Source organism: Psychromonas sp., from assembly GCF_047632955.1.
In the GTDB taxonomy this organism is placed as follows: Bacteria; Pseudomonadota; Gammaproteobacteria; order Enterobacterales; family Psychromonadaceae; genus Psychromonas.
On the sequence record NZ_JBLIED010000010.1, the window covers coordinates 1 to 25402 of the forward strand.

Annotated in this window: 21 protein-coding genes and 3 tRNA genes; 9 read left to right on the forward strand and 15 right to left on the reverse strand. The window is 41.1% G+C overall.

The genetic code is table 11. From position 1 onward, the window contains the following. Positions 1-361: thiamine pyrophosphate-binding protein (locus ACJAZP_RS08405; protein ID WP_415230299.1), on the reverse strand; the 361-nt coding region annotated here is incomplete at its 3' end. A gap of 524 nt (positions 362-885) precedes the next feature. Between ACJAZP_RS08405 and prfB the strand changes: the two genes are divergently transcribed. The 3 genes from prfB (at position 886) to gspD (ending at position 6694) form a co-directional block, all read left to right on the forward strand. Next, positions 886-1984 (forward strand): peptide chain release factor 2 gene (prfB, locus tag ACJAZP_RS08410; protein WP_415230300.1). Its coding sequence is split into 2 segments (ribosomal slippage): positions 886-960 and positions 962-1984, totalling 1098 coding nucleotides; the frame shifts between segments, so codons are not numbered across the junction. A gap of 133 nt (positions 1985-2117) precedes the next feature. Continuing rightward, on the forward strand, positions 2118-3635 hold the full coding sequence (lysS, locus tag ACJAZP_RS08415) for a lysine--tRNA ligase (RefSeq protein WP_415230301.1): 1518 nt from the start codon (positions 2118-2120) through the stop codon (positions 3633-3635). 983 nt (positions 3636-4618) lie between these two features. Beyond that, complete coding sequence (gene gspD, locus ACJAZP_RS08420; protein ID WP_415230302.1) at positions 4619-6694, forward strand: type II secretion system secretin GspD; 2076 nt, start codon at positions 4619-4621, stop codon at positions 6692-6694. 129 nt (positions 6695-6823) lie between these two features. Here the strand turns inward: gspD and ACJAZP_RS08425 are convergent, their stop codons facing one another. The 8 genes from ACJAZP_RS08425 to rpsF all read right to left on the reverse strand — a co-directional run bounded on the left by ACJAZP_RS08425 (position 6824) and on the right by rpsF (position 13272). Beyond that, positions 6824-7411 carry a phage N-6-adenine-methyltransferase gene (locus ACJAZP_RS08425; protein ID WP_415230303.1) on the reverse strand — a complete coding sequence of 196 codons (588 nt, stop codon included), beginning with the start codon at positions 7409-7411 and terminating at the stop codon, positions 6824-6826. A gap of 697 nt (positions 7412-8108) precedes the next feature. Further along, positions 8109-9368, reverse strand: a complete 1260-nt coding sequence (locus ACJAZP_RS08430) for an Nramp family divalent metal transporter (protein ID WP_415230304.1) — start codon at positions 9366-9368, stop codon at positions 8109-8111. Between the two features lie 24 nt (positions 9369-9392). After that, entirely contained in the window at positions 9393-9605 is a 213-nt protein-coding gene (locus tag ACJAZP_RS08435; protein ID WP_415230305.1) for a hypothetical protein, read from the reverse strand. 707 nt (positions 9606-10312) lie between these two features. Then, a complete protein-coding gene (locus ACJAZP_RS08440; protein WP_415230306.1) occupies positions 10313-11050 on the reverse strand; it encodes an ion transporter in 738 nt (245 codons plus the stop codon). 806 nt (positions 11051-11856) lie between these two features. Beyond that, on the reverse strand, positions 11857-12309 hold the full coding sequence (rplI, locus tag ACJAZP_RS08445; RefSeq protein WP_415230307.1) for a 50S ribosomal protein L9: 453 nt from the start codon (positions 12307-12309) through the stop codon (positions 11857-11859). Positions 12310-12325: 16 nt separating this feature from the next. Beyond that, positions 12326-12553 carry a 30S ribosomal protein S18 gene (gene rpsR / locus ACJAZP_RS08450; protein ID WP_028869180.1) on the reverse strand — a complete coding sequence of 76 codons (228 nt, stop codon included), beginning with the start codon at positions 12551-12553 and terminating at the stop codon, positions 12326-12328. Between the two features lie 9 nt (positions 12554-12562). Beyond that, positions 12563-12868, reverse strand: a complete 306-nt coding sequence (gene priB, locus ACJAZP_RS08455; protein ID WP_415230308.1) for a primosomal replication protein N — start codon at positions 12866-12868, stop codon at positions 12563-12565. A gap of 8 nt (positions 12869-12876) precedes the next feature. Then, positions 12877-13272: a 30S ribosomal protein S6 gene (rpsF, locus tag ACJAZP_RS08460; RefSeq protein ID WP_415230309.1), complete on the reverse strand. Its 396-nt coding sequence runs from the start codon at positions 13270-13272 to the stop codon at positions 12877-12879. A gap of 400 nt (positions 13273-13672) precedes the next feature. On the opposite strand from rpsF, the gene ACJAZP_RS08465 reads away from it, so the two are divergent. Next, complete coding sequence (locus ACJAZP_RS08465; protein WP_415230310.1) at positions 13673-14830, forward strand: DUF481 domain-containing protein; 1158 nt, start codon at positions 13673-13675, stop codon at positions 14828-14830. 67 nt (positions 14831-14897) lie between these two features. On the opposite strand, the gene rlmB is transcribed toward ACJAZP_RS08465, so the two are convergent. Both rlmB and rnr read right to left on the reverse strand, forming a co-directional pair. Then, the gene (rlmB, locus tag ACJAZP_RS08470; protein ID WP_415230311.1) at positions 14898-15638 is read right to left on the reverse strand and encodes a 23S rRNA (guanosine(2251)-2'-O)-methyltransferase RlmB; all 741 of its coding nucleotides are present in this window, start codon (positions 15636-15638) and stop codon (positions 14898-14900) included. 83 nt (positions 15639-15721) lie between these two features. Further along, complete coding sequence (rnr, locus tag ACJAZP_RS08475) at positions 15722-18205, reverse strand: ribonuclease R (protein WP_415230312.1); 2484 nt, start codon at positions 18203-18205, stop codon at positions 15722-15724. A gap of 182 nt (positions 18206-18387) precedes the next feature. Between rnr and ACJAZP_RS08480 the strand changes: the two genes are divergently transcribed. From ACJAZP_RS08480 to ACJAZP_RS08490, 3 genes are all read left to right on the forward strand, one after another. Continuing rightward, positions 18388-18464, forward strand: a tRNA-Arg gene (locus tag ACJAZP_RS08480). Between the two features lie 41 nt (positions 18465-18505). Continuing rightward, a tRNA-His gene (locus tag ACJAZP_RS08485) sits at positions 18506-18581 on the forward strand. A gap of 121 nt (positions 18582-18702) precedes the next feature. Further along, a tRNA-Pro gene (locus tag ACJAZP_RS08490) sits at positions 18703-18779 on the forward strand. Between the two features lie 612 nt (positions 18780-19391). On the opposite strand, the gene ACJAZP_RS08495 is transcribed toward ACJAZP_RS08490, so the two are convergent. Then, positions 19392-20378, reverse strand: a complete 987-nt coding sequence (locus ACJAZP_RS08495) for a rhodanese-related sulfurtransferase (RefSeq protein ID WP_415230313.1) — start codon at positions 20376-20378, stop codon at positions 19392-19394. Between the two features lie 573 nt (positions 20379-20951). Between ACJAZP_RS08495 and ACJAZP_RS08500 the strand changes: the two genes are divergently transcribed. Further along, positions 20952-21362, forward strand: a complete 411-nt coding sequence (locus ACJAZP_RS08500) for a hypothetical protein (RefSeq protein WP_415230314.1) — start codon at positions 20952-20954, stop codon at positions 21360-21362. 155 nt (positions 21363-21517) lie between these two features. Continuing rightward, entirely contained in the window at positions 21518-22432 is a 915-nt protein-coding gene (locus tag ACJAZP_RS08505; protein ID WP_415230315.1) for an aldo/keto reductase, read from the forward strand. Positions 22433-22571: 139 nt separating this feature from the next. Here the strand turns inward: ACJAZP_RS08505 and ACJAZP_RS08510 are convergent, their stop codons facing one another. The 3 genes from ACJAZP_RS08510 to ACJAZP_RS08520 all read right to left on the reverse strand — a co-directional run bounded on the left by ACJAZP_RS08510 (position 22572) and on the right by ACJAZP_RS08520 (position 25267). Further along, complete coding sequence (locus ACJAZP_RS08510; protein ID WP_415230316.1) at positions 22572-23171, reverse strand: DUF2057 family protein; 600 nt, start codon at positions 23169-23171, stop codon at positions 22572-22574. A gap of 158 nt (positions 23172-23329) precedes the next feature. Further along, on the reverse strand, positions 23330-24259 hold the full coding sequence (locus ACJAZP_RS08515) for a porin (protein WP_415230317.1): 930 nt from the start codon (positions 24257-24259) through the stop codon (positions 23330-23332). A gap of 369 nt (positions 24260-24628) precedes the next feature. Then, positions 24629-25267, reverse strand: coding sequence for a LysE family translocator (locus tag ACJAZP_RS08520; RefSeq protein WP_415230318.1), 639 nt, complete (start codon positions 25265-25267; stop codon positions 24629-24631). Positions 25268-25402: the final 135 nt, after the last annotated feature.

Genomic DNA, 25402 nt, shown 5'->3' on the forward strand with positions numbered 1-25402 from the left:
TGCCGATCATATCTGCTTCCTGGAAAGCATCATCGCCGATCCAATTGGTTGGTACTTGACCAGATAACACAACTAATGGAATAGAGTCCATGTAAGCTGTTACAATACCTGTAATACAGTTTGTTGCGCCAGGGCCAGCTGTTACTAGTACACAACCCACTTTACCGGTTGCTCGTGAGTATGCATCTGCCATATGTACAGCAGCTTGCTCATGGCGTACTAAATAATGTTCAATTTTATCAGATTGAAAAATCGCATCGTAGATATCTAATACGCTGCCGCCAGGGTAACCGAAAATATGTTCAATACCTTCGTCTTGTAGCGATCGGACAACCATTTCGGCGCCGGATAACATCTCCATAAATTTCTCCTTTATACAATTGGTAAATTGCGTCACTTCCCACCTGTATCGGGTGAGGGTGAACATTTATTATATGTGACCACGATTCATGATCCGCATACGTGATGTTTAACTTTACTTTAATAGGGGATAATTGCATCAATTAAATACAAAAAAATTAACTTAATTGTTTTTTTTAGAAGTATGGCAAAAGATTAGCTAAAAAGGGCAGGTGGGCAGCTTATATAAGCGCTATTGATGGCTGAATTTTTAGCAAAGATGGCTTTGTTTATTTAAAAATACCATGGAGCGCAACTTTTGCTGCAAAAAAGAAGGCTCACGGCTTTTTGTCAGCAATCATTCAAATGCTCCGCGTGATGCAAAATAAACAAGCATAAAAACCTTCCTGCATCCGTTGAAACCCAGTGGCGCAACTTTTCTAGCCGGGTTTCAAAGAATATTTATTTTTGCTCTACTCTATTTATTTGTGCTGATATTGGTTAAAATTCGACTCATTTTTATCATTAGACAAATTGAGATTTTTGATGTTCGAAGTAAATCCTATTGTAAATAAAGTAAAAGATCTTACTGAGCGTGCACAAGTGCTCAGGGGGTATCTTTGACTATGACGCCAAAGCAGAGCGTTTAGAAGAAGTTAGCCGTGAATTAGAATCACCAGATGTATGGAATGAACCGGAACGCGCTCAGGCATTAGGTAAAGAGCGCAGTGCCCTGGAGTTGGTTGTTGAAACCATTGACGCGTTAAGCGCGGGAACTGAAGATATTCTAATGCTGATTGATATGGCCATTGAAGACGATGATCAGGACAGTTTTGATGAAGCCGAAAAAGATGTCAATGAACTGCAAAAAAAATTAGAAGTGTTAGAGTTTCGCCGTATGTTCTCCGGTAATCACGATGCTTGTTCCTGTTATTTAGACATTCAATCGGGCTCCGGCGGAACCGAAGCTCAGGACTGGGCAAATATGCTCCTGCGTATGTATCTGCGTTGGGGAGAAGCACATGGTTATAAGACCGAGTTGATGGAAGTCTCTGCGGGTGATGTTGCCGGTATTAAAGGTGCAACCATTCGTTTTACGGGCGAATATGCTTTTGGTTGGTTACGCACCGAAACGGGTGTTCACCGTTTAGTCCGAAAATCACCCTTTGATTCATCGGGGCGCCGTCATACCTCATTTGCATCCGCCTTTATCTACCCTGAGATTGAAGATAATATTGATATTCAGATTAACCCTGCGGATTTGCGCATTGATGTGTACCGTGCCTCAGGCGCGGGTGGTCAACACGTCAATACGACCGAATCAGCGGTGCGTATCACTCACGTTCCCACCAATCTTGTAGTGCAGTGTCAGAATGACCGCTCCCAACATAAGAATAAAGATCAGGCAATGAAGCAGTTAAAAGCTAAATTGTATGAACATGAATTACAAAAGCAAAATGCCGAAAAACAAATAAGTGAAGACAGTAAGTCAGATATTGGTTGGGGCAGTCAAATACGTTCATATGTTTTAGATGATGCGCGTATCAAAGATTTAAGAACCGGTATAGAGAGTCGTAATACCCAAGCGGTATTGGACGGTGGCCTGGATAAATTTATAGAAGCCAGTTTGAAGTCAGGACTGTAGCTTTGAGTTGCGAGCCGCTAGCTCGAAGATCATTGCTCGAAGCTCTCCAGCTTTTTATGCATCCAACCCAGAACGTGGGGTCGAGAATCAGATTAACAAACCAAATTAACAGTAGAACATAATAGGAACTATCATGTCAGAGCAGAATAAAACAGAAGCACCGCATCAAGAGTTAAATGAAATCATGGCACAACGTCTGGCCAAATTAGATGCAATGCGCGACAAGGGACAAGCATTTCCGAATGACTTCCGTCGTGAAAATATTTCCGATGATTTACATGCTCGCTTTGATGATAAAACCAAAGAAGAGCTTGAAGAGCTGGCGGTTGAAGTCAGTATTGCCGGTCGTATGATGATGCGCCGTATTATGGGCAAAGCAAGTTTTGCGACTATTCAGGATATGGGCGGTCGTATTCAACTTTATGTTACCCGTGATAAACTCCCTGAAAGTTTCTATAATACTGAATTTAAAAAATGGGATTTAGGCGATATCGTTGGTGCAAAAGGGGTTTTATTTAAAACGCAAACTAATGAGTTAAGCATCAAAGTCTTCGAAATCCGCATTCTAACTAAAGCGCTGCGTCCGTTACCCGATAAATTCCATGGTCTTTCTGATACTGAAGCCTGTTACCGTCAGCGCTACTTGGACCTGATTGCCAATGAAAGCTCGCGTAAGACATTTCTGTTACGTAATAAAATCGTTAATGCTATCCGTCAGTACTTAAATGATCGTGACTTTATGGAAGTAGAAACGCCAATGCTGCAAGCGATTCCCGGCGGCGCGGCGGCAAAACCCTTTGAAACTTACCATAATGCACTCTCTTTACAAATGTATCTGCGTATTGCCCCTGAACTCAATCTGAAACGTTTAGTAGTGGGTGGTTTTGAACGAGTATTTGAAATTAACCGTAGTTTCCGTAACGAAGGACTTTCAACCCGTCATAACCCTGAATTTACGATGATCGAATTTTATCAAGCCTATGCGGATTACATCGATCTGATGAACCTGACTGAAGATATGTTACGCAGTATTGCGGAAAATGTATTAGGTTCAAGCATGGTAAAATACGGCGATCAAGAGTTTAACTTTGGCGCTCCTTTTATTCGTGTGACCATGAAAGAATCGGTGCTGGCATACAATGAAGGCATTGAAGCCTTCGAACTGGAAAGCATGGCAAGCCTTACGGCCTTAGCCGAACGTTTAAACGTGAATATCAAAAGTGGCTGGGGTGAAGGCAAAGTGTTAACCGAAATTTTTGAGGAAACAACGGAGCACAAACTGATTCAACCGACCTTTATAACCGCCTACCCGGCTGAAGTTTCACCCCTTGCTCGTAGAAATGATCAAGATCCGAGTGTGACCGACCGTTTTGAGTTTTTTGTCGGTGGACGTGAGCTTGCGAATGGTTTCTCTGAGCTTAATGATTCTCAAGATCAGGCCGAGCGTTTCATGGATCAGGTTGCTCAGAAAGAATCCGGTGATGATGAAGCAATGTTCTACGATGCGGATTACATCACCGCACTTGAGCACGGTTTGCCACCAACAGCGGGTGAAGGTATCGGTATCGACCGTCTGGTGATGTTGTTTACCGACAGCCATACCATCCGTGACGTATTGTTGTTCCCGCATATGCGTCCACAGGCAAAATAATTGTGAAGATAGCTTTCAGTCATTAGCTGTCCGCTATTAGTTAAATTCAAAATAAGAGCCTCGTTTTTACGGGGCTTTTTTTGTCTGTTGTTCTTTACGTTCCGCGTGGGAGTTTATATCCGGTTAGGCTGTGTGCCAGTTGTTTGGTCTAATCGATTTGGCTTGTTTGTTAGCCTTCGCTTGTAAGCGCTTGGTTTAACATTATTTGCTGGTATTCCGCTTTTGACTGCGGGTTACTTTTCTCTCAACAGCAAGAGAAAAGTAACCAAAAGAGTGCCGCCCCTAGCCATTTTTTGATCTCGCACTGCCCAACCGCTTTTTAACGCACCAGTCCGGAATGCACATCCCTGTGCATGCCAGACCTAGTGAAACCGTCCGGGTTTCACTTGCTAAAGCGTTTGTTCATTGCAAGAAAAATGGAAGGGGTCGCTCGTCGCCGCATTGGTTTGGTGGTTAGAGGTTTCTTGTTCCTCACGCTCTGCGTGGGAACACTTATCCAGTTAAGTTGTGCGTTAGTTGTTTGGTATAGCCGATTTGTGCCATTTTCATATCAGCCTCACTTAATCCTGAGGCTTTTTTTTGTCTGTTGTTCAGTGACTTTCTAGGGAGGTATTTGCTACTGAATATGTACAAAAAACAGTATCGCCTTTAATTTTGATCTTCCTTTGTATTTGCACATTTCATGCGTCTTTGTTGCACAATTTTTGGTTATCTTAAGCCGGATTAATTAAATTATTAAAGTTGATATTTGCAAAACGTAGTGGTTACTACCATCCTCTTCTTATTATGGAACTTTTTTCCAAGTGTAATGTCTTTTATTGGAATTTCGTAATTTAATCAAGATGTTATTCTAAATACTACTTCTAGCTGTTATCTCACTTACATTACAGGTCTACCAATAACCCAAAAGAACAGTGCAGTAGTCAAATTACGCAGTGCTATGTTTAATAAAAATTAAAGAAAAAAATGGAGTTTTACAAACAATGATATTTTTAGGAATAAAGCACAAGTTAACAAGGGTCTTGAGTTTAAGTTTGTTTGCTTTAATGCTTTACGGGAGCAATGCAGAGCGTGTATTTGCAACCGGCTATTCAGCTAGTTTTCAAAATGCAGATATTGATGAATTTATTAATATTATTGGTAAAAACTTACATAAAACAATTATTTTGGCTCCTAACGTGCGCGGTAAGATCACGGTGCGCAGTTATGATCAGTTAAATGAAAAGCAATATTACCAGTTTTTCTTAAACGTATTAGAAGTCTATGGTTTTGCTGTTATCGAAATGGATAATGGAATTATTAAGGTGATTACATCAAAAGACGCCACAAATTCCGGGGCGCCTGTGGTTGATGGTGATTCGAAGTTTGTTAGCGATGAAATGATCACTCGAGTGGTGCCCCTCACTAACGTATCCGGCAAAGAATTAGCACCGTTATTACGTAAACTCAATGACCGTGCAGGTGGTGGTAACGTCGTCTATTACGATCCCTCTAATATGATCATGCTGACCGGACGTGCTGTGGTTATTAACGGATTGGTTGAGATTATTAAACGTGTTGATAAAGCAGGCGATCAAAATGTTGATATCATTCCGCTTAAATTTTCTAATGCATCGGAAATGATTGATCTTGTGGAATCTATTCAAAAAACAGAATCGGGTATTTCCGACATTTTTAAACCTCATTTGGTTGCCGATGAGCGAACCAACTCGGTGATCATAGCAGGTGAAGCTAAAGCAAGGGCGCAAGCTATTAAGCTGGTGAAATCACTGGACAGTAAGATGAAACATAATAGCGTTAATACGCGTGTTTTTTACCTGCAATATGCAACGGCCAGCGAAGTGGTGAGCGTATTAAACGGGCTCAGTGGTTCCATTTCTAACTCCTCTAATAATGAAAGTGATGACGCAAATAATTCTCAGGATTCTCAAAATTCACAACGTTCTCAAAACTCCCAAAGTTCCCAAAGTTCCCAAAATTCACAACAAAGTAGTTCAACTTCAATGGCGTCTAATTTGAGCATTCAATATCATACCGGCACTAATTCTATTATTATTTCTGCAGAGCCGGAAATGATGGCCTCTTTAAGCAGCATTATCTCTCAACTTGATATTCGCCAGGCACAAGTGCTAGTTGAAGCCATTATTGTTGAGGTATCTGAAGATGATGGTGTGAATTTAAATACGCAGTTTGGTTCACCGGTTGGAGGGACGCAATTTAATGATAATGGTGTTAGTACCGGTGAGCTTGCTGCTGCTTATTATGGCATTGAGTATGATGATGATTTTGATGACGCGGCTACTGCTCTCTCTGAAATTTCCGGTGGGATATTTGGTGTTTATAGCGATAGCTTTGCCGTTATCATACAAGCGGTAAGTACTTTAACGACGGCAAATATTCTCTCCACTCCCAGTATTACAACGCTTGATAATCAAGAAGCGAGTTTTATTGTTGGTGATGAAGTACCGGTTATAACAGGCACTACTTCAGGGGTCGATAGTAATGATACTTTCTCAACGGTTGAACGTGAAGAAGTGGGTATTAAATTAAAAGTAACACCGCAAATCAATAAAGGTGACACCATAAAACTGCTTATTGAGCAGGAAGTTTCGAGTATTCAAGGGTCTACTAGCGTAGATATTATTTTTGCGACCCGTGCGATAAAAACAACTGTTATGGCAAAATCCGGAGCAACAATTATTCTGGGTGGTTTAATTTCTGAAGAATTGAATGAAACCGTAGAGAAGGTGCCGTTTTTAGGAGACCTTCCGTTGATTGGCTGGTTTTTTAGATCCACTATCAGCAGTACCGAAAAAAGTAACCTGATGGTCTTTTTGCGTGCGACGATTCTTCGTGATGATGAAAGCATGGGAGCGCTTAGCAAGCGTAAATATCAATCAATCCGAGCTCTTCAAGTGGGTCAGGATGAAGACGGCGTTAACTTGATGCCTGATGCAAATGTACCGGTCTTGCCTGAATGGAGTGAGATCCACCCGATAAACCCGAATGATTTTAGCGCATTAAACACCAGCAAAAAGGTCGAACCGGAAAGGTTGTAAATTAAAGGCCCTGGAAAGGTAGGCTTAAAGCCGTTTATTGTTATTGAACCTCACTTAACCGTGGGGTTTTTTTGCTCAATTGGTCACATTTCCCCGTTGTGTTTTAGCTGGATAGTCTTATTTTTAAGATTAAAACGCAGATGATATAGGTGCTGGATTAGCAGCAATAATATTTTGACCCATTTCTTTTAATGCTTCTCTTTTTATATAACGAGTGACTGTCGGCTTATCTAAATCAGCATATTTAAAAATAATAAGCGCGCTACCTTTAGTATTACCATTAATCACTTTTTTAGTTATTGGGTGTTGGAATGAGATACGGCCTTGAGTAATAAAACGTATTTCTGTGGCATTTTCTGGCCACCATCTTGCATCCGCTGTAGAGGGCACGACTAGGACAACGGTTATTTTATTTTGTCTGCACTGTTGATAGGCTTTGTCCATAAAAAGCTTAATCATGCCTCTGGAATAAGGAGGATTAATCCAAACGGCTTTAAAAGCGAGTGTCTCCAATAGAGGAGTTGCATCAGCCCAGTTATTCATGATTAAGGCATTTTGTTCGATATCAATATATGAATTACATTTTGTGTTTTTATTGTTTGCGGCTATATCTACTTTAAAATCAAATTCGTTATTAACGGCTGCGAATAACCACTCAGGCGTAGACCATGAATTTTTATCATCATTTGTTAATTCACTGCTTATGTAATCAGCCATGGGTTGCCTTTTATTGAGATGGATATTGTTTTATTCGAGGTAACTAGCAAGAATATCATTTTTTCAGTCTATCGACTGCAAAATTGTAAAGGGATTGTCTAGCCGGATTGGTTTGTCATATACCTTCGCTGCTGCATTGGTTTGGTGCTTAGAGGTTCCTCGTTCCTCACGCTTCGCATGGGAATGCATAGCAAGGGGATTGCGTTTGCTGTATTTTCCTCGTTCCTCACGCTCTGCGTGGGAATGCTTAAAAGAAAACAGGTCACGCAGAGCTTAGCCCGCTCGTGACACTATGCTGCCGCATAACCCACAGTGCCGTATTCAGGAACAGTCAGAGCCTGTCCCGCTCATAATCATGAGCTGCCGCTCAATTCGCCTGGCCATTTTTTTTCTTGCACTGCCCAAGCGCTTTTTAACGCACCAGTCCGGTATGCACATCCCTGTGCATGCCAGACTTAGTGAAACCAAAGGGCACGCCGAGTTTACCGCTCATGAGCCTGAACTGCGTAAATGACTTCGGACGTCCTGCTCGACGCCTTTCAGGTCGTTGTCGTAAATTCCAACGTTCAAATTTTTTCCTGAAAAATTTGTCGCTCCACGGTTTCACTTGCCCTTGACGCATTTTGTTTGATAATTTCTTTGCTGGTGGGCTTATTATAATGCTGTTGACGAAGTCCTTCTTAAGCATCTGCCTGTTTTATAAAAAACTCGCAAATAACATAATATTCAAAATAGTTAAAATTAAAGCAATCGAGAATAATAAGAAGTTAGTCAATTTAGAATTTTTATATTTGCCCATTACCTTTTGCGATGAGGTTAAATAAATTTGCAGAAAAACAGTAATTGGTAATTGGATACTTAATACCATTTGAGAAATGATCAGACCTTTAAATGGGTTTGAAATTAAAAATATTATCAATGTCGATATTATTAATATCCCTGCTACGCCGACTTTTGTATGTATATCTTTAATATTATAAGGTTCTTTAAAAAGGCCCGCATAAACAGATCCACCGGCCATACCCGCAGTAATTGTTGACGATATTCCCGCAAACAGTAAGGCGATTCCGAAAATAATGGCGGCTTGTGAGCCAAGCAATGGTGTCAGAAGGTGTTGCGCCTGCTCTAATTCTGTAACGACTATCTTCTTGTCAAAAAAAGTAGCTGCTGCGAGTATAATCATTGCACTATTGATTGCCCAGCCAATAATCATCGATACAAATGTATCTGTAAATTCAAACTTCAACTGCTTTTTAATAATCTCTTCATCTTTTTTATTCCATTGCCGACTTTGAATGATTTCTGAATGTAGGAAAAGATTATGAGGCATAACAACCGCACCAAGTACCGCCATTACGATGACCATTGAGCCATTAGGAATGCTAACTGTAACCCAACTTGTTAATGCTGTAGGCCAATCAATATCGATAATGGTCATTTCATAGAGAAAAGAAAATCCAATAATAGAGACGAAGCCAATAATCAGTTTTTCAAGCTTGGTATAAGTGTTTGTAAAGAGTAATACAATCACAATAGCGAGAATAACCACTGAGCCTATCATTATTGGTATATTAAAAAGAAGTTGCAGAGCAATTGCACCGCCGAGTATCTCAGCCAATGCAGTGGATATAACAGCAAGAATACTTGTAAAAAGAACAAATCTAGCAAGGTGTATATTTAAGTTTTTCATTGCAGATTCAGCTAAGCAATCGCCAGTAACAATCCCAAGCTGCGCAACATTATGCTGTAATAAGATTAGCATGAGTGTGGATAATGTTACCATCCACAAAAGTGCGTATCCAAACATTGAACCTGCTGCAATATTTGAAGCCCAATTACCAGGGTCAATAAAGCCTACGGTGACCAGTAATCCAGGTCCCATATATTTAAGTATTTCACTAAAGCCGTATTTTTTTTTATGTTCAGTGTTTGGTGTAATGAATGACTTAATCTTCACAGTATATTCTCGACTTTTATTTGGTTATTTTTTATCTAATTTAGGCATTTTATTGCCTGCTAAATCTATTTTTGAATCATTAACGCCTTGCCCCAGATGATTGATCATTTCTGTCATGGCGTCTGCAAGTTTTTCTGGATCATCGACATGGATTCCTTTTAAACCAGAAGCCTCCGCTTTTGACGGCGGGTAGATGATGAGAAACCGAAACGCAGTTTCGCAGTTCGAGGGAATCATGCTCTCTCAACAGCAAAAGAAAACAGGTCACGCAGAGCTTAGCCCGCTCGTGACACTATGCTGACGCATAACTCGCCCAAAAGAGTGCCGCCCCTAGCCATTTTTGATCTCGCACTGCCCAACTGCTTTTTAACGCACCAGCTCGGACAGCACATCCATGTGCAGAACCGAACTTACAGAAATCAACAAGGGCACGCAGAGCTTAGCCCGCTCATAATCCTGAACTGTCGTTCAATTCGCTCCATGATTTCTGCTGCTAAAGCATTTGTTCATTGCGAGAAAAATGGAAGGGGAATGTCGTTGTCGTATTGGTTTGTCATATGCTTTCGCTGCTGGGGTTTGGTTTAACCTTATTGGTTGGTCTTCCGCCCTTGACGGCGTGTTACTTTTCTCTCAACAGCAAGAGAAAAGTAACCAAAAGAGTGCCGCCCCTAGCCATTTTTTGATCTCGCACTGCTCAAATACTTTTTAACGCACCAGTCCGGAATGTACATCCATGTACATGCCAGACTTAGTGAAACCATCCGGGTTTCACTTGCTAAAGCATTTGTTCATTGCAAGAAAAATGGAGGGGGAATCTCGTTGCCGCATTGGTTAGATTATTCGCAAAAAAGTATGGGTGTCCAATTTATCTCTTTGGTAAATATTTATAGAGCACATAGCCTCCGAAATAACACTGACAACCGTTATGCGTCCGATTTAATTGCTTAGTTATGTTTTTGTGTCGAAATATGTTCCATTTCACTTTCTCGTGCTTTTGACAAAGCGGATGCAACTAAACCTGTAGGAATTGCAACAATACCTAAACCAATAGTTAAGATAAAAAAAGTAAACAGCTTGCCACCTGCAGTTATAGGATACATGTCTCCATATCCTACGGTAGTTAGAGTTGTTACTGACCACCAAAGGCTATGAAACACTGATTTAAATTGTTCTGGTTGTGCAGCATTCTCACAATAATAAATACCAACAGCTGACAGATAAAGCATTATTACTGCTACAAAACCGAATAAAATCAATTCTTCTTTCGCTATGACTAATGCACGATGAAATCTGTTGATTGCTTGATTATATTTAAATAACTTTAGTATCCGTACAAGACGAAGAAGCCGAAATATCCTAATTGCACGAAGATCAAAACCAGAAGCAATGTAAAAAGGTAGGATTGCAAGCAAATCCACTAACCCATAGAAACTGAATATAAATTTCAATTTCCTTTCAGATATTATAAAACGCAGTACGTATTCAAGCGTAAAGATGCCAACTGTAACCACCTCAATAATATTGAGGATTTTTTTAATCTCTAACGATAGATCCGGCAAGGTATCTATTGAAAATGTGATAAGTGAAATAACAATTAACGACTGAACTGTAAAGGTAAAAACCTTACCAAAAAAATGGTCAGTACTATCTACAATTTTTCTTAAAGTTTCTTTATTGATCAATACTGACTCCCTTAAAAAACATAACAGCTTTATAGGCATTACTGTGCACGAAAATCTATGATGCCTATCTCATGCCAAATAATCACAACAATATCTATTTAACCTCACGAAATCAAAGTTTTAAATGATGATTTAGTCACTTATTGATTTGAGATGGGTGTTAACGTGCTATCTATTCCCCATCAAAGCTGAACAAACAAGGCAACCTGCTATACATTCCCAAGCGGAGCGTGAGGAACGAGCATTCTCCAATTACAGATAAATTGGACGCCCATACTTTTTTACGAATAACCCAGCCAATACGGATAGGCAATTTCCGTACGTTTTTCTTGTGCTGAACAAGTGTTTTAGCAAGAGAAAACATGGAGCGAATTAAACGACAGTTTAGGTTCATGAGAAGGCTCGGCCTAGTTTTCTCTAACCTCAGCCAGTACAGGGACGTAATGTCTGAGGTGGTGCGTTTAAAAGGGATTTATTTAGCAAGATAAAAAAACGTCTCGGAACGGCATTCTTTTGGTTACTTTGCTTTTGCTGTTGAAAGAAAAGTAACACGCCGTCAGGGCGGAAGACCAACAATGAAAGTTACAATAAACGCTAACAAGCGAAAGCCTGCAGACAAACCAAATCAGTAGTGTAGTTTTTAAGGTAGATAAAACAGAAAGTTAAACCATCAGTTGCCTGCAAACAAACCAAATCAGCTATGTGGTTTTTAAAGCGTGGAAAAATAAAAAGGGGGACAAATTTTAGGCAAAAAAATACCCGCTCGAAAGCAGGTATTTTTATCATCTTAGTTTATCAAAACTGAATTACTCAGCTTCAACAACTTCAATGTTAACAATTGTAGATACGTCAGAGTGTACTGCTACAGCAATTTCGTATGAACCAGTGTTACGTAGTGCGCCTTCAGGAAGACGAACTTCACTTTTAACTACAGGTACACCAGCAGCAGTGATTGCATCAGCAATATCACGCGTACCGATTGAACCGAATAGTTTACCAGCGTCACCAGCTTTAGAAGAGATAACAACCGCTTCTAATGCCGCTAATGCGTCGCCACGAGCCTGTGCAGCAGCAAGGTTAGCAATTTGCTTAGCTTCTAATTGAGCACGACGTGCTTCAAAAGCTTCTAAGTTTGCTTTGTTTGCTGGAACAGCTTTTTGCTGTGGGAAAAGAAAGTTACGTGCGTAACCTGATTTAACAACAACTTTATCGCCAAGTTTACCAAGGTTAGCAACTGTATCTTGTAGGATAATTTCCATAATCTATAGCTCCTGTTTACTTGTGTAAATCTGTGTATGGTAAAAGTGACAAGTAACGTGCACGTTTGATAGCGCGCGCTAGTTGACGTTGGTATTTAGCACATGTGCCAGTAATACGACTAGGTACAATTTTACCACTTTCAGTGATGTAATTTTTTAACGTAACTACGTCTTTGTAATCGATCTCAACAACTTTTTCAGCTGTGAAACGACAGAACTTACGACGGCGGAAGTAACGAGCCATGGTATTTCCTCAAATTTGTTCTATGTACTGAGCATGCAACACGAGTTTCCCAAGCTTATTTGCGCTTTGGTGATAAGTGATAAAACCACTTACTCTTATTTGCATCCCTTTCGATAATTTATCTTTTAACTGACTGGCTAGTATGCCACTAGCTGCAACGGGCATATAACAAAAAACGTTGCGTGGCAATCCAGCCTCTTCTTGCATTGAACGATGTTCAACCACTAAATTACAGTGTTGTAAACCGCTCGGACTTTTCTTGAATGTAGGCTTTTCAGTTATTACACCCGAAAGTCGCAAAAAGTTATCAGTCACTAAGTCGCTTATGCTTCAGCTGTCGCTGTTGCTTCTGCGTTGACTTCTGGACGTGGAGCACGAGGAGCACGTTCAACACGCTCTTCTCTTGCTTTTGCCACTACAGAAACTTCAGTCACAGCAGCTTTAGTACGCATGATCATGTTGCGGATCACTGAATCGTTGAAACGGAAAGCATTTTCCAAATCATCGATTACGTTCTGGCCAGCTTCAATATTCATAAGAACATAGTGTGCTTTGTGTAGTTTGTTGATTGGGTAAGCCAATTGACGACGGCCCCAGTCTTCTAGACGATGAACAATACCGCCAGCTTCTGTGATAGATGCTGTGTAACGTTCAATCATACCATTAACTTGTTCACTCTGATCAGGGTGAACCATAAATACGATTTCATAATGACGCATATAAAAATCGCTCCTTACGGGTTAGTAGCTTCTTGATTTGGCTCAACCGTACCAATAGAAGCAAGGAACAAAAAAGGGTGGTTGATTTAAGGCGGTAAAGTGTACAGTCTAGTGTGAGCTGACGCAAGCAGTGATTTTGATAATTAAGAAGATATTTGCCGAGCATTGCCGCTGCTCGGTCGGCGCTTAAAATAGTGCAATATGCGTGGCGTCTTTTATGCTAATCTGCGCATTTTTAATACCGATTTCTGTCTTTTAAAGCGATTATATTGCGATATTTTATGAGTGTACTTTGTTGAATCCGAAATTACTTTTTCTTTTGGCGATTAATCTCGCTGTTCTTGCGCTGAGTTTTGCACGCTTTGCGGGAGGCTTTGAAACGCCTGCGCTGCCAAAGGAGGTGATCCCCGTCGAGCAGCCCGACAATAACAGCGAAGCGCTTGAGCAAAGAGCCGTTTCTGAGCCACCGCAAAAGCAAAGCACTGACAAAGAGTTACTGTTATTACAAGCTGAACTTAAAAAAGCGCTTCAAAGGCTGAAAAGTCAAAAAATACAAGAAATTAAGCTTGCTTCTTTAGCAGAAGAAAATCAGCGTCTTGCGGATAAAGTATCGACCTTAGACAATCAGGTTAATATTCAAGAGTCTCATTTAGCCGAGAGCCTTAAGCGCGAAAACAAGCTTAATGAAGCATTACAAAAAGAGCTTTTAAAGCATGCAAGCTTGATAAGCTCGCCTATTGATCAAATTAAAACCTCTATTGATCAAAAATCTAATTTATTAAAAACAAAGAAAACGGCAGAAAGCAAAGATGCGATTTCTGATGCTGAATTTATCGATGTTGCGATTCAAACAAATAATATTCAGACAGATATCGTAGATGGCAATGAAGAGGCTATATCAAAAGAACAGCGTTTTAGTGGTGCGGTGGAGTTTGGATTTAATTATGAACAAGATGATGAACTGACCAAAAGCGCAGAAGGGCGTTTAATCTTAGATTACAACGTAGTTGATCAATATAATATTAACAGCGATATTAAATTCGAATTTGAAGATGAAGAGGATGACGAAACCGAAAATGATTGGCGTTGGCAGCTACAAGGAAATTATAACCTAGACCCTGTCAATTTGGTTTTTCTTCGCAGTGATATTCAGCGTAGTCAATCTGATTCATATGCAAAAGAAGATACTTACACAACCGGCTATGGGCATATTTTCTTTAATGAGAATAATCATAAATTTAATACTGAATTTGGTCCTGGTTATAAAATAGCTGAACCTAATGATGGCGAAGACGAGGTCTCTTATAATGAATTTATCGTACGAACAAAATTAAATTATGAAAGGATTGTGACAAAAAATTTACAGGTTACATTGGCAAGTGTATTTGAATTCGGGCATAAAAACAGTATTAATGAAGTTGAGTTCAAAGCTCAAAATAGAATATATCAAGAGTTATATTTAATTTTTGATATCAATTATAAATATACTCAAAATGTACCGGACGATTCAGAAAATGATGAGCTTTCTACTGGTTTTAATCTTCAATATGCATTCTAAATGCAGCTATCCGTTCGCAGCCATCAGTTTTCAGCCGATAGCCGCTAACGGATAGCTGACAGCTTATTTAGCCGCGTTGGCGGACCACTTCAAATAAGCAGATGCCGGTTGCTACCGAGACGTTTAGGCTCGAAACCGCGCCCGCCATTGGCAGCTTAATCAGCTGGTCACAATGTTCACGGGTTAAGCGGCGTAAGCCTTTGCCTTCGGCGCCCATCGCCAGTGCCATACCACCTTCTAATTTACAGTCATAGAGGCTTTGGGTGGCTTCACCCGCTGTACCGTAAATCCAGATACCTTTGTCCTGTAATGAACGCATCGCTCGCGCCAGGTTGGTGACATGAATCAAAGGAACCGATTCTGCGGCGCCACAGGCGACCTTGCGTACCACGGGGGTTAAGCTTGCTGAATTATCTTTAGGGATAATCACAGCATGCACACCCGCCGCATCGGCACTACGCAAACATGCGCCGAGATTATGCGGATCCGTTACACCGTCTAAGATAAGTAAAAAAGGCGCTACGGTTAAACTCTCTAATAAACTGTCTAAGTCATTATCGTTTAAGACCTTAGCCGTTTTAACACGGGCGATAATACCCTGATGTTGTTCTCCTTCTGATTTATCGTCCATGGCTTTACGATTCATTAATTGAACGGAGATACCCCATTCATTTAATTTAGCGATAATATTATTAAGACGCTCATCTTCACGTCCTTTTAATGCATAAACTTCAATAAAACGTTCTGGTTGTTTCTCTAATAAGGCATCAACTGCATGGATGCCATAAAGTAATTCACTTTTGCTCATGTTTTTCTCTAATTCTATTTGTTGATAATAGCTTAGAGCTTCGAGTCTTGAGTTTCGATCTCTTAGCTCTTAACTCGCAGCTCCTAGCTGCCCGTTTGTTTTGTTTTGTTACGGCGATCTGCGCGACCGACTTTTTTGGCTGTGGCTGTGGTTTTTTTTGTTTTTGATGATGCGGTGTTTTTTTCGCCCTGTTTTATCGGTCTTTTTCTTTTCGGCTTATTTGCTTTTTGCTCTTGCTTGGCGGGTTCTTTCTCAGCCGGCTGAGCGCTTTTTTGAGACGGTTTTTTACCCGTTGATTTTGCTCGAGCACGTTTATCTATCGGACGATCATTTTCACGCGCAGCCGTTTTTTGAGCTCGTTTTCGTTGCCCGGCTGCCGCTTGATCGGCTAATTCAAAATCGATTTTTTTATCATCTAAATTAACCGACAATACTTTGACTTCTAATACGTCACCAATCCTAAATGTGCGTCCCGTACGCTCACCTTTCAGGGTCTGTTTGCCCGCATCAAAGATATAATAATCAGAAAGTAAGCTGGTTACGTGAACTAAACCATCGATTTGAATACCCGTTAAGCGCACAAAGAATCCAAAGTTGGTGACAGCGGCTATCGTACCTTGCATTACATCACCAACATGATCCTGCATATATTCACATTTTAACGCATCAGCAACATCACGAGTCGCATCATCGGCGCGGCGTTCAGTCATTGAACAATGTTCGCCTAAAGCGCCCATCTCTTCATGTTTATAATGATATCCACCGGTATTGGTCCATTTCGCTTTCAACTGACCCTTGGCCTGATGTGCGATTAAATATTTAATAGCACGATGTAAAATCAGATCCGGATAACGACGAATAGGAGAGGTGAAATGCGCGTACTCATCTAAAGCCAGACCGAAGTGTCCGAGATTTTCATCCTGGTAAACGGCTTGTTTCATGGAGCGTAATAACATGGTTTGTAAAAGCTCACTGTCCTCACGATCTGCAAAGGCTTCAGCCAAGGTCGCGTAATCACGCGGGGCGGGTTTATCTCCGCCGGAAAGGCTTAAACCCAGCTCTGACAAAAATGAACGGAAGTTAACTAGTTTTTCCTGACTTGGAGTTTCATGAACACGGTATAGCGCAGCAGCTTCTGCCTTGCCGATTAATCGCGCTGAAGCAACGTTTGCCTGAATCATACATTCTTCGATGATCTTATGCGCATCGTTACGTGTGATTGGCTCAATAGATTCTATTTTACGGTTTTCATCAAAAATAAAACGCGTTTCTAAGGTTTCAAACTCCATGCCGCCGCGAATCTTGCGGGCGCGCTTGAAGGCTTTATAAAGGTGCTCTAACTCTTGGATGTGAGGCACTAAAGGTTTGTACTGCTCGCGCAATGCCTTATCACCGTCTAAAATGGCGGCGACTTTGGTATAAGTAAAGCGCGCATGAGAATTCATTACTGCTTCATAGAATTTGTAATCAGTGAGCAGTCCGGCTTTAGAAATAACCATTTCACTGACCATGCATAAACGATCCACCTGCGGATTTAACGAACATAATCCGTTCGATAAAATTTCCGGTAGCATCGGCACAACCTGGTCGGGAAAATACACCGAGTTACCACGATTAATCGCTTCTTTATCTAAAATAGTACCGGGGCGAACGTAATAGCTTACGTCAGCAATGGCCACCCACAGGCGCCAGCCGCCATCGGCTTCAGCTTTACAGAAAACTGCATCATCAAAATCGCGGGCATCTTCACCATCTATTGTTACTAGCGGTAATTGGCGTAAATCAACACGGCCTTTAATGGCTTCTTCAGGAACAGATTCGGTATAGTCTTTTAATTCTTCATCTAAACCTTCAGGCCATTGATGCGGAATATCATGGGTACGCAGTGCAACTTCAACTTCCATGCCGGGTTCCATATCTTGACCGAGCACTTCAGTGATTTTACCTTTTGCAGTCAATCGCGGTTTTGGACGCTGAAGAATTTCTACTACTACTATTTGTCCGTGGCGGGCACCAAAATTGTTATCTTGATTGATTAGAATCTCTTGATTGATGCGCGAATCATCGGGCACCACGACGGCGATCCCGTCTTCGACAAAATAACGGCCAACAATCGGCTCTTTACGTTCTTCTAATAAACGTACAAAACGCGCTTCGGTTCGGCCGCGGGCGTCAACCTTAACCGGTTGGGCAAGAATTTTATCCCCGTGAAACAGTAAACGCATTTGATGTGCGGGTAAAAAAAGATCGGCACCTTCTTCTTCCGTTTTAAGGAAGCCAAAACCATCTTTGTGGCCAATCACTTTACCTTTAATAAGATTCAATTTGTCCGGCAGGGCATAGGTTGCATTTCGGCACCAGACTAATTGTCCATCACGTTCCATTGCCTTTAAACGACGGCGTAACCCCTCGGCTTCTTCTTCACCGCTTAAAGAGAAAGCGTTAAATAGAGCATCACGGCTAATAGGTTTGGCTTGTTTTTCTAAATATTCTAAAATAAATTCACGACTTGGCACTGGATGCTCGTAAGTTTGTGCTTCGCGTTCTAGGAAGGGGTCTTTAGTCATAGTGGAAGACTCTTTTGTGGGTAAATGAGTGAAAGTATATCCGAAAATACCTAAAGCATCTGGTTAATGTTCCCTCAAAGGCTTATTTACGATAAAAAACACTAAAAAAAACCAAAACTTACAGAAAACACTAGACAGACAGTGCCACAATCAGTAGTATTCGCGCCACGCTAAAGACGTGAGCACCCGTAGCTCAGCTGGATAGAGCGTTGCCCTCCGGAGGCAAAGGTCACAGGTTCGAATCTTGTCGGGTGCACCATCTTTCGGTAGGTAAGTTAATAGCGTAGAAAAGTTTTAGTGGCGGATGTAGCTCAGTTGGTAGAGCCCCGGATTGTGATTCCGGTTGTCGCGGGTTCAATCCCCGTCATTCGCCCCATCTTTTTCAGATGTAAAATAGATTCTCGGTGATTAGCGCAGCTTAGTAGCGCACCTCAGAATTTGAGAAAAGAGTTGGACCAGGGGGTTACCCTGCAGATGTAAACTGTAAATACAATTTTCGGTGATTAGCGCAGCTTGGTAGCGCACCTGGTTTGGGACCAGGGGGTCAAAGGTTCGAATCCTTTATCACCGACCACATTTAAAGAAACCGCACTTGCTGCGGTTTTTTTTCGTCTATAATTTATGTGATGGGTCAAAATCATTAGTTTGCTCGTACACTGAGCTGTCGCTCAACTTGCTCCGTTTATCACCGACCACATTTAAAGAAGCCGCACTTGTTGCGGTTTTTTTCCGTCTGTGATTTATGGGATGGGTCAAAATCATTAGTTTGCTCGTACACTGAGCTGTCGCTCAACTTGCTCCATTTATCACCGACCACATTTAAAGAAGCCGCACTTGTTGCGGTTTTTTTTCGTCTGTAGTTTATGAATGCGGGTTAAAATTAGTTTGCTCGTACACTGAGCTGTCGCTCAACTCGATCCGTTTATCACCGACCACATTTAAAGAAACCGCTTTATGCTTAATCGCAGAAGCGGTTTTTTTTCGTCTGTAATTTGGTGACTTTATTTAAAGAAAGGAAGTAGAGATTAAAGACTGCTCAGACACCAAGCTGGCGCTTTACAAGATTGCTCAGATACTAAGCTGGCGCTTAGTCGCTGTTCCACCTATCACCAATCACATTTAAAAAAGCCGCCAGATCGTTAAATCTAGCGGCTTTTTTTCGTTTGCTATGCCAAGTGTTGAGCTGTTATTTATTCGCTTTGACTCTTTGCGCTTGTTTAACCGCTTGTTTTTTAATGCGGTTATTTTCCAGCTGGGCAACAGCTTCGCTGCCGATATGGATTTGTCCGCGCTGTTTGGCTAAACCGACCTGTTTTTCGCGTTGTGCAAAACGCTGTTTTTGCTCAGGAGTTAATTGCTCATGGCACTGATGGCAGCAAATACCCTCTTGATACTTATCGGATTTTTTATCCTCTTCGGTAATGGGTAAACGGCAGCCATGGCATTGGTCATATTGGCCTTGTTCCAGCTGGTGATTTACCGAGACACGATTATCAAAGACAAAACATTCACCCTGCCATAGACTTTCATCCTGGGGTACTTCTTCAAGGTATTTTAATACTCCACCCTCAAGGTGATAAACTTCATCAAAACCCTGCTCTTTCAAATATGCAGTAGACTTTTCACAGCGAATCCCACCGGTACAAAACATCGCTACTTTTTTATGCACGGTAGGATCTAAGTTATCTTTAACGTATTGCGGGAACTCTCTGAAGTTGGTCGTCTTAGGGTCGACGGCATTTTTAAAGGTGCCGATACTAATTTCGTAATCGTTACGCGTATCCACTAACAATACATCGGGATCGCTGATTAAGGCATTCCAATCTTTTGGCTTGACGTAGCTACCGGCCGTTCTTTTCGGATCGATGCCTTCAACGCCCATGGTAACAATTTCTTTTTTGAGTTTAACCTTAGTGCGATAGAAGGGATTTTCCTGGGTGAAAGATTCTTTGCAGGTTAAATTGCTCAAGCGCGGGTCTGATTTTAACCAATCGATGAGTGTATCAATATTTTCCCGGCTTCCTGCTACCGTGCCGTTGATGCCTTCTTGAGCTAACAATAAAGTGCCTTTGATATTGCTGGCCTGCATGATGTTTAATAAAGGGGCTTGGATCTGCTGATAATTATCTAAAGTAACAAAGCGATATAACGCACAGACGACTGTATGTGACATGGGTTTTCCTCGTAGCTAATAGCAATCTGTATAACTCTCTGATCTGCCTTGCTGGTTAAAATTAATCCTAGCTGTGTTGTTTTCAATCCCAATAGCCAGCTATTGCTCAATCAAACGCCTTGCTATCATTAATTTTTCCTTCGCAATTTCAGACCATTTACTCATACGGATTGCTATAACTGAAACGTAAATTCAGGGCTTGGGTTTAATAAAGGCGCTATTATACGAAGATTTTTCAGACCTGTAAGCAAATTGTTGATGATTTGTTAAAAACTATTCATATTTGTTTACGCAGTTCTTTTCTCCTCAGCTGGTCCTGTGTTAAAAAGGTGCTAAGATATTAACTGTTATAGAGCATAGAGATAAACGACCTTTATGCTTAATGTAAATAATTTTATTAAAAAAATGCTAGTATAGGGGTTAATGCATGATGGTGTAGGGATGCGCTACCTTATGTTTAATGTAAAGAATAGAGTCAAAATGGATGCCGGGCGATAGGTGAGATAAACAAGATCCGGTATTAATTGTGTTTACAACATAATAAAAAATTAAACATTTTAACGGGGAATAACAATGAAAAGATTAATCATGAGTTTTATCTGTACGCTAAGTTTATTAACCGCGGTGACGTCTGTAAACGCAGCCAAAGTCGGTTTTGGTTTTGACCAGGGATTTGGTGTTGCGGGGCAGTTTAATAATCTCAATGGTTTTGTTGGTAATGATGGTGTGAGTGGCGATTATTTGTTTAAGCAAGGTTCATTTGAGAAAGATATTCCTTTTAATTATTATCTGGGTGGCGGCGCCTTTTATAAATGGCATCATGATGATGTTTTTGGTGTACGCGTGCCACTCGGTCTTACGCTTCCTTTCGCTCAGAAATTTGATGTATTTGCACAGCTATCTCCAAATTTAGGCTACAAAGACGAACAAGATGAATTACGTTTTGCTGTCAGCGCCGCAATAGGTGTGCGTTACGCATTCTAAATAAGTGAGATCAAAACGATTAAAGGGCGAAAGCCCTTTTTTTGTGTCTGTACAACCCAATATTAGGTTTTGTTACAAATCAGAGCGGCAAATAAACGTCTCCCAAAATTGAAAGTGCTAGAATGTTCGACAGATTCTTTATTTGAGGAGTATATATGAGTACAGTTAACAAGGTATTAATGGCGCCTAATGGGCCCGAATTTTCGCAACTTGTTCAGGGTTACTGGCGGCTTGGTTCATGGGATATGGATGCGCAGGCGCGTTTAACTTTTCTTAAACAACATATCGAAATGGGCATCAGCACGGTTGATCACGCGGCTATTTATGATGGTGGACACTGCGAAACTTTATTTGGCGAGGCATTAAAGCTTGAGCCTTCAATTAGAGAGAAAATTGAAATTGTTTCAAAATTTGGTATTAACGGCATAGCTGCCAGCGCCACTGAAAAACGCGTTTCTCATTATGACTGTACTAAGCCGGGTATTTTAGCGTCGACAGAAAACTCTTTGCGGCGTTTAGGCGTCGAGCAATTGGACGCATTGTTAGTACATCGGCCTGATTTTTTGATGGATGCGGATCAGGTGGCCGAAGCATTTCATGAATTACAGCTGAGCGGTAAAGTGAAGTATTTTGGAGTGTCTAATTTTACAACCTCGCAGTTTGATTTATTACAATCCCGTTTGAATACACCACTGATAACCAATCAGGTTGAATTTAACCCGATTAATTTTGATGTTGTGGCGGATGGTAGCTTGGATCAGTTACAGCAGTATCGAGTGCGGCCAATGGCATGGTCATGTTTAGCCGGCGGCGATATTTTCAGTGCACAAACGCAGCAGGCCAAACGTTTACGTACAACCCTGTCTGAACTTGGCGAAGAGTTAGGTGCAGATTCCATTGATCAGGTGATTTATGCGTGGATATTAAAGCACCCGTCAAATCCGGTGGCATTATTGGGGACAGGTAACATTAAGCGCGTTAAAAATGCTGCGAATGCGCTAACCCTGAAAATGAATAATGAACAGTGGTATCGTGTTTGGGTCGCATCAAAAGGCGTGAATGTACCGTAGAAGGGATAATCTTTCGATATACTTGAAGATACTGATTCCAGCCCCTTCAAGTATATTGGCCACCAATTAAAGCTAATATTGTAAAGCCTGCAGACCGTAAAGCGTAAAAGACGTTTTACTCCCGCCCGTTTCATTAAGCTTACTGTGCTTTTTCCCATTTTTCAAAAGCTGCAAGTTCTTCTGCTGTTGCTTTGGAGTACCAGTATTTCAACTGCGCAACAACCTTGCTTTGTTCTGCTGTCTTCTGCTTACTGAGTTGGGTTGCAGATAATTTTTGCAAATGTCCGGCAGCAAAATAGAGGCCATTTTTTTCATTATAATGGCTGACTAACCCGGCAATATCAGCATAAGGCATGCCTTTGGACTGGGCTGGTAAAAGTATTTGCTCTATATGCTTCGCATCTGACTTCGCGCGGAAAATCGGCAGGCCTTGCTGCTCTGCCGCTACGACGGTTTTATATCTGTCGGATACCATCATCAGTTGGAGATCCGCCTTAGCTGTAAAAGTTAATAGATAGGGTTTAGACTGAAAATGTTCTTTTCTCCCCTGGTCTCTTAAGTTCCCATTAAATCTGACCGCAATTTGATTTTCTCCCTTAATAAGCTGATAAGGACCAGTGGAGTAAGAGGATACTTTTTCATTATTAACGGTATAGACACTAATACCCTGAACCACATCAAGGGTATAGGCGGCTGCCAGCCCAGGCAGTAACAGAATAAATAAGAGAAGTTTTTTCATTTTTTTCGATTCCAAATTCAGATAATAATAGGACGACAATAACCCACAAAAAGACTTGCCGCAACCAGCGCAGAGCGCTTTAGTGTGTTTTAAAAGGCAAAAAAAACCAGTGCTAAAATTAGCACTGGTTTTATATTTTAAAGCTATATTTTTAAAAATTAGAATGCGTAATAAATACCGGCAACAAGCAGTGATGCTTGAGCAAGGTCATCTGCGTCTGTGTCGCTGTATTCAACGAATGCAGTGATATTTGCAGTCACGTCGCGAGAAACACCCGCATACCAGTGATTGATATCATCATTATTGTCGATATCTACCATTTGGTACGAACCGTATAGCGTTGCAGGAGCAAAGGCATAAGATGCTGATAGGGCTGTCGTAGTGAAATCTTCAGATGTAAGATTGAGGATAGCTGCATCATCATTGTCAGTGTAAGTCAACGCTGCATAGAAAGCATCGACCACGACGGAAGCAGAAACACCCATTGACTCGGTATCGTCGCCATTAAGGTAAGCTGCACCGATAGTGAAGTTTTCTACTGCATAGTCAGCAGACAGTGAAAAATCATCATTGCCATTGCCATCTACGAAAGAGTAGTTAGCGGACAGATCCACAGGACCAAGGGCTTTTTGATAACGAACCGCATTACCAGTACCTTCTGAATCAGTGTAAATCGCGTCATATTCATCTAATTCGTTAGATAGTTCTGTTTTTTCCATAAGAGCGTATGAACTGCCCGTTTCACCTACTTTAACGGTACCAAAGTTACCAGTAACACCTACCCATGCATCATCAACGGTAAATGCAGCGCCGTCATCGCCTTCAACTTCAAAAGAACCGATAGCGGTTACGCTGTCAGTAATTTTAGTAGAGAGATCAAGCTGCACGTTAGCCCAAGTGCTAACAATGCCATTCTCGTCTGTTGTGTCAACAGAAGTACCTTCTGAGTCGAAAACTTTGTAGTATGCGTCGATTTCACCAGACATGTTGACAGTTGTATCTTCAACTTGATAAAGCGTTGCGGCTTGTGCTGAAGTTGCAAGTAATGCTGAAATGATTGCAGGTAGAATTGCTTTGTTCATAGTCATGGTTATTTCCCTTTAATTTTATAATTAAGCTCTGTCACACAACATCCTGTGATAACAGTCTGTCCTTACTGTCCGCAGTAAGAATGGTGGTTTTTTATTGCTCTAAACGACTATTTGTCCGTTCCGTTATTTTATAAAGCAAAAACTGCGCCAACTAACGACGACTGGCCAACATCTTAACAACATAGATTTTTAATGCATTGTAAAGTAAAGGAATCCATCATTTTTGCGATGGAGTTAACAATTTTGCAACCATTTAGTAAAGTTCAAAAAATAATCAATAAAAATTTGATTAGGATCTAATTGGTGCAGTATGATCAGATTTGGTGCATCAATCTGTCTATTTATCAGTGTCTTGCTGAGACTCAGCTACAGCTGCCAGGCGAGTTTTGCTGCAAATAACAGCAATATGCCCCCCATCAGCCGTTCAAAAAGATAACCGTGGCGAACAAATTTTGCACGCACACTCTGCTGGGAGAAAAATAACGATACCAGCGAAAACCACAATGCCGTGGTCAGCGATATCCAGATACCGTAGATACTTTGTACGACTAAGGGCGTATCAATACTGACGATTGCAGTAAAGATGGCCAAAAAAAACAGGGTCGCTTTAGGGTTTAATAAATTGGTCATAAATCCCAGCATAAAAGCGCCTTTGTGCTGCTTTGAGTCTGCCTCTGCATTAGTAACCACTTGAGCAGCTGTCTGCTGTTGAGGTTTGCTCCGCAGCATACTAAAGCCGATATAACTGAGGTATAGCGCACCGGCAATTTGAGCGACCATCAAGGCTGTTTGTGATTGGGAAATAATAAAACCGATACCGAGCAGGGTATAAAGCACATGCATTGAAATACCCGTACCAATACCTAAACTTGTGATCAGTGCGCTTTTGCGGCCACAGCTGATACTTTGACGGATCACCACCGCAAAGTCTGGCCCCGGTGCAATAACGGCGAGAAAGTGGACTAAGCTGAGCATTAAAAATTCATCCATGTAAGGTGCAAACATTGTTTCTCCAAAGGGTATTCTGGCTTGTATTATTTAAATATTCAGTTAAATCAATTCGTTGAACTTTCATATAAAATGGTTTTATAGTCATATTTTCAATTGACCAATATAAAGCTAAGCTAATGCAGCTGCAAT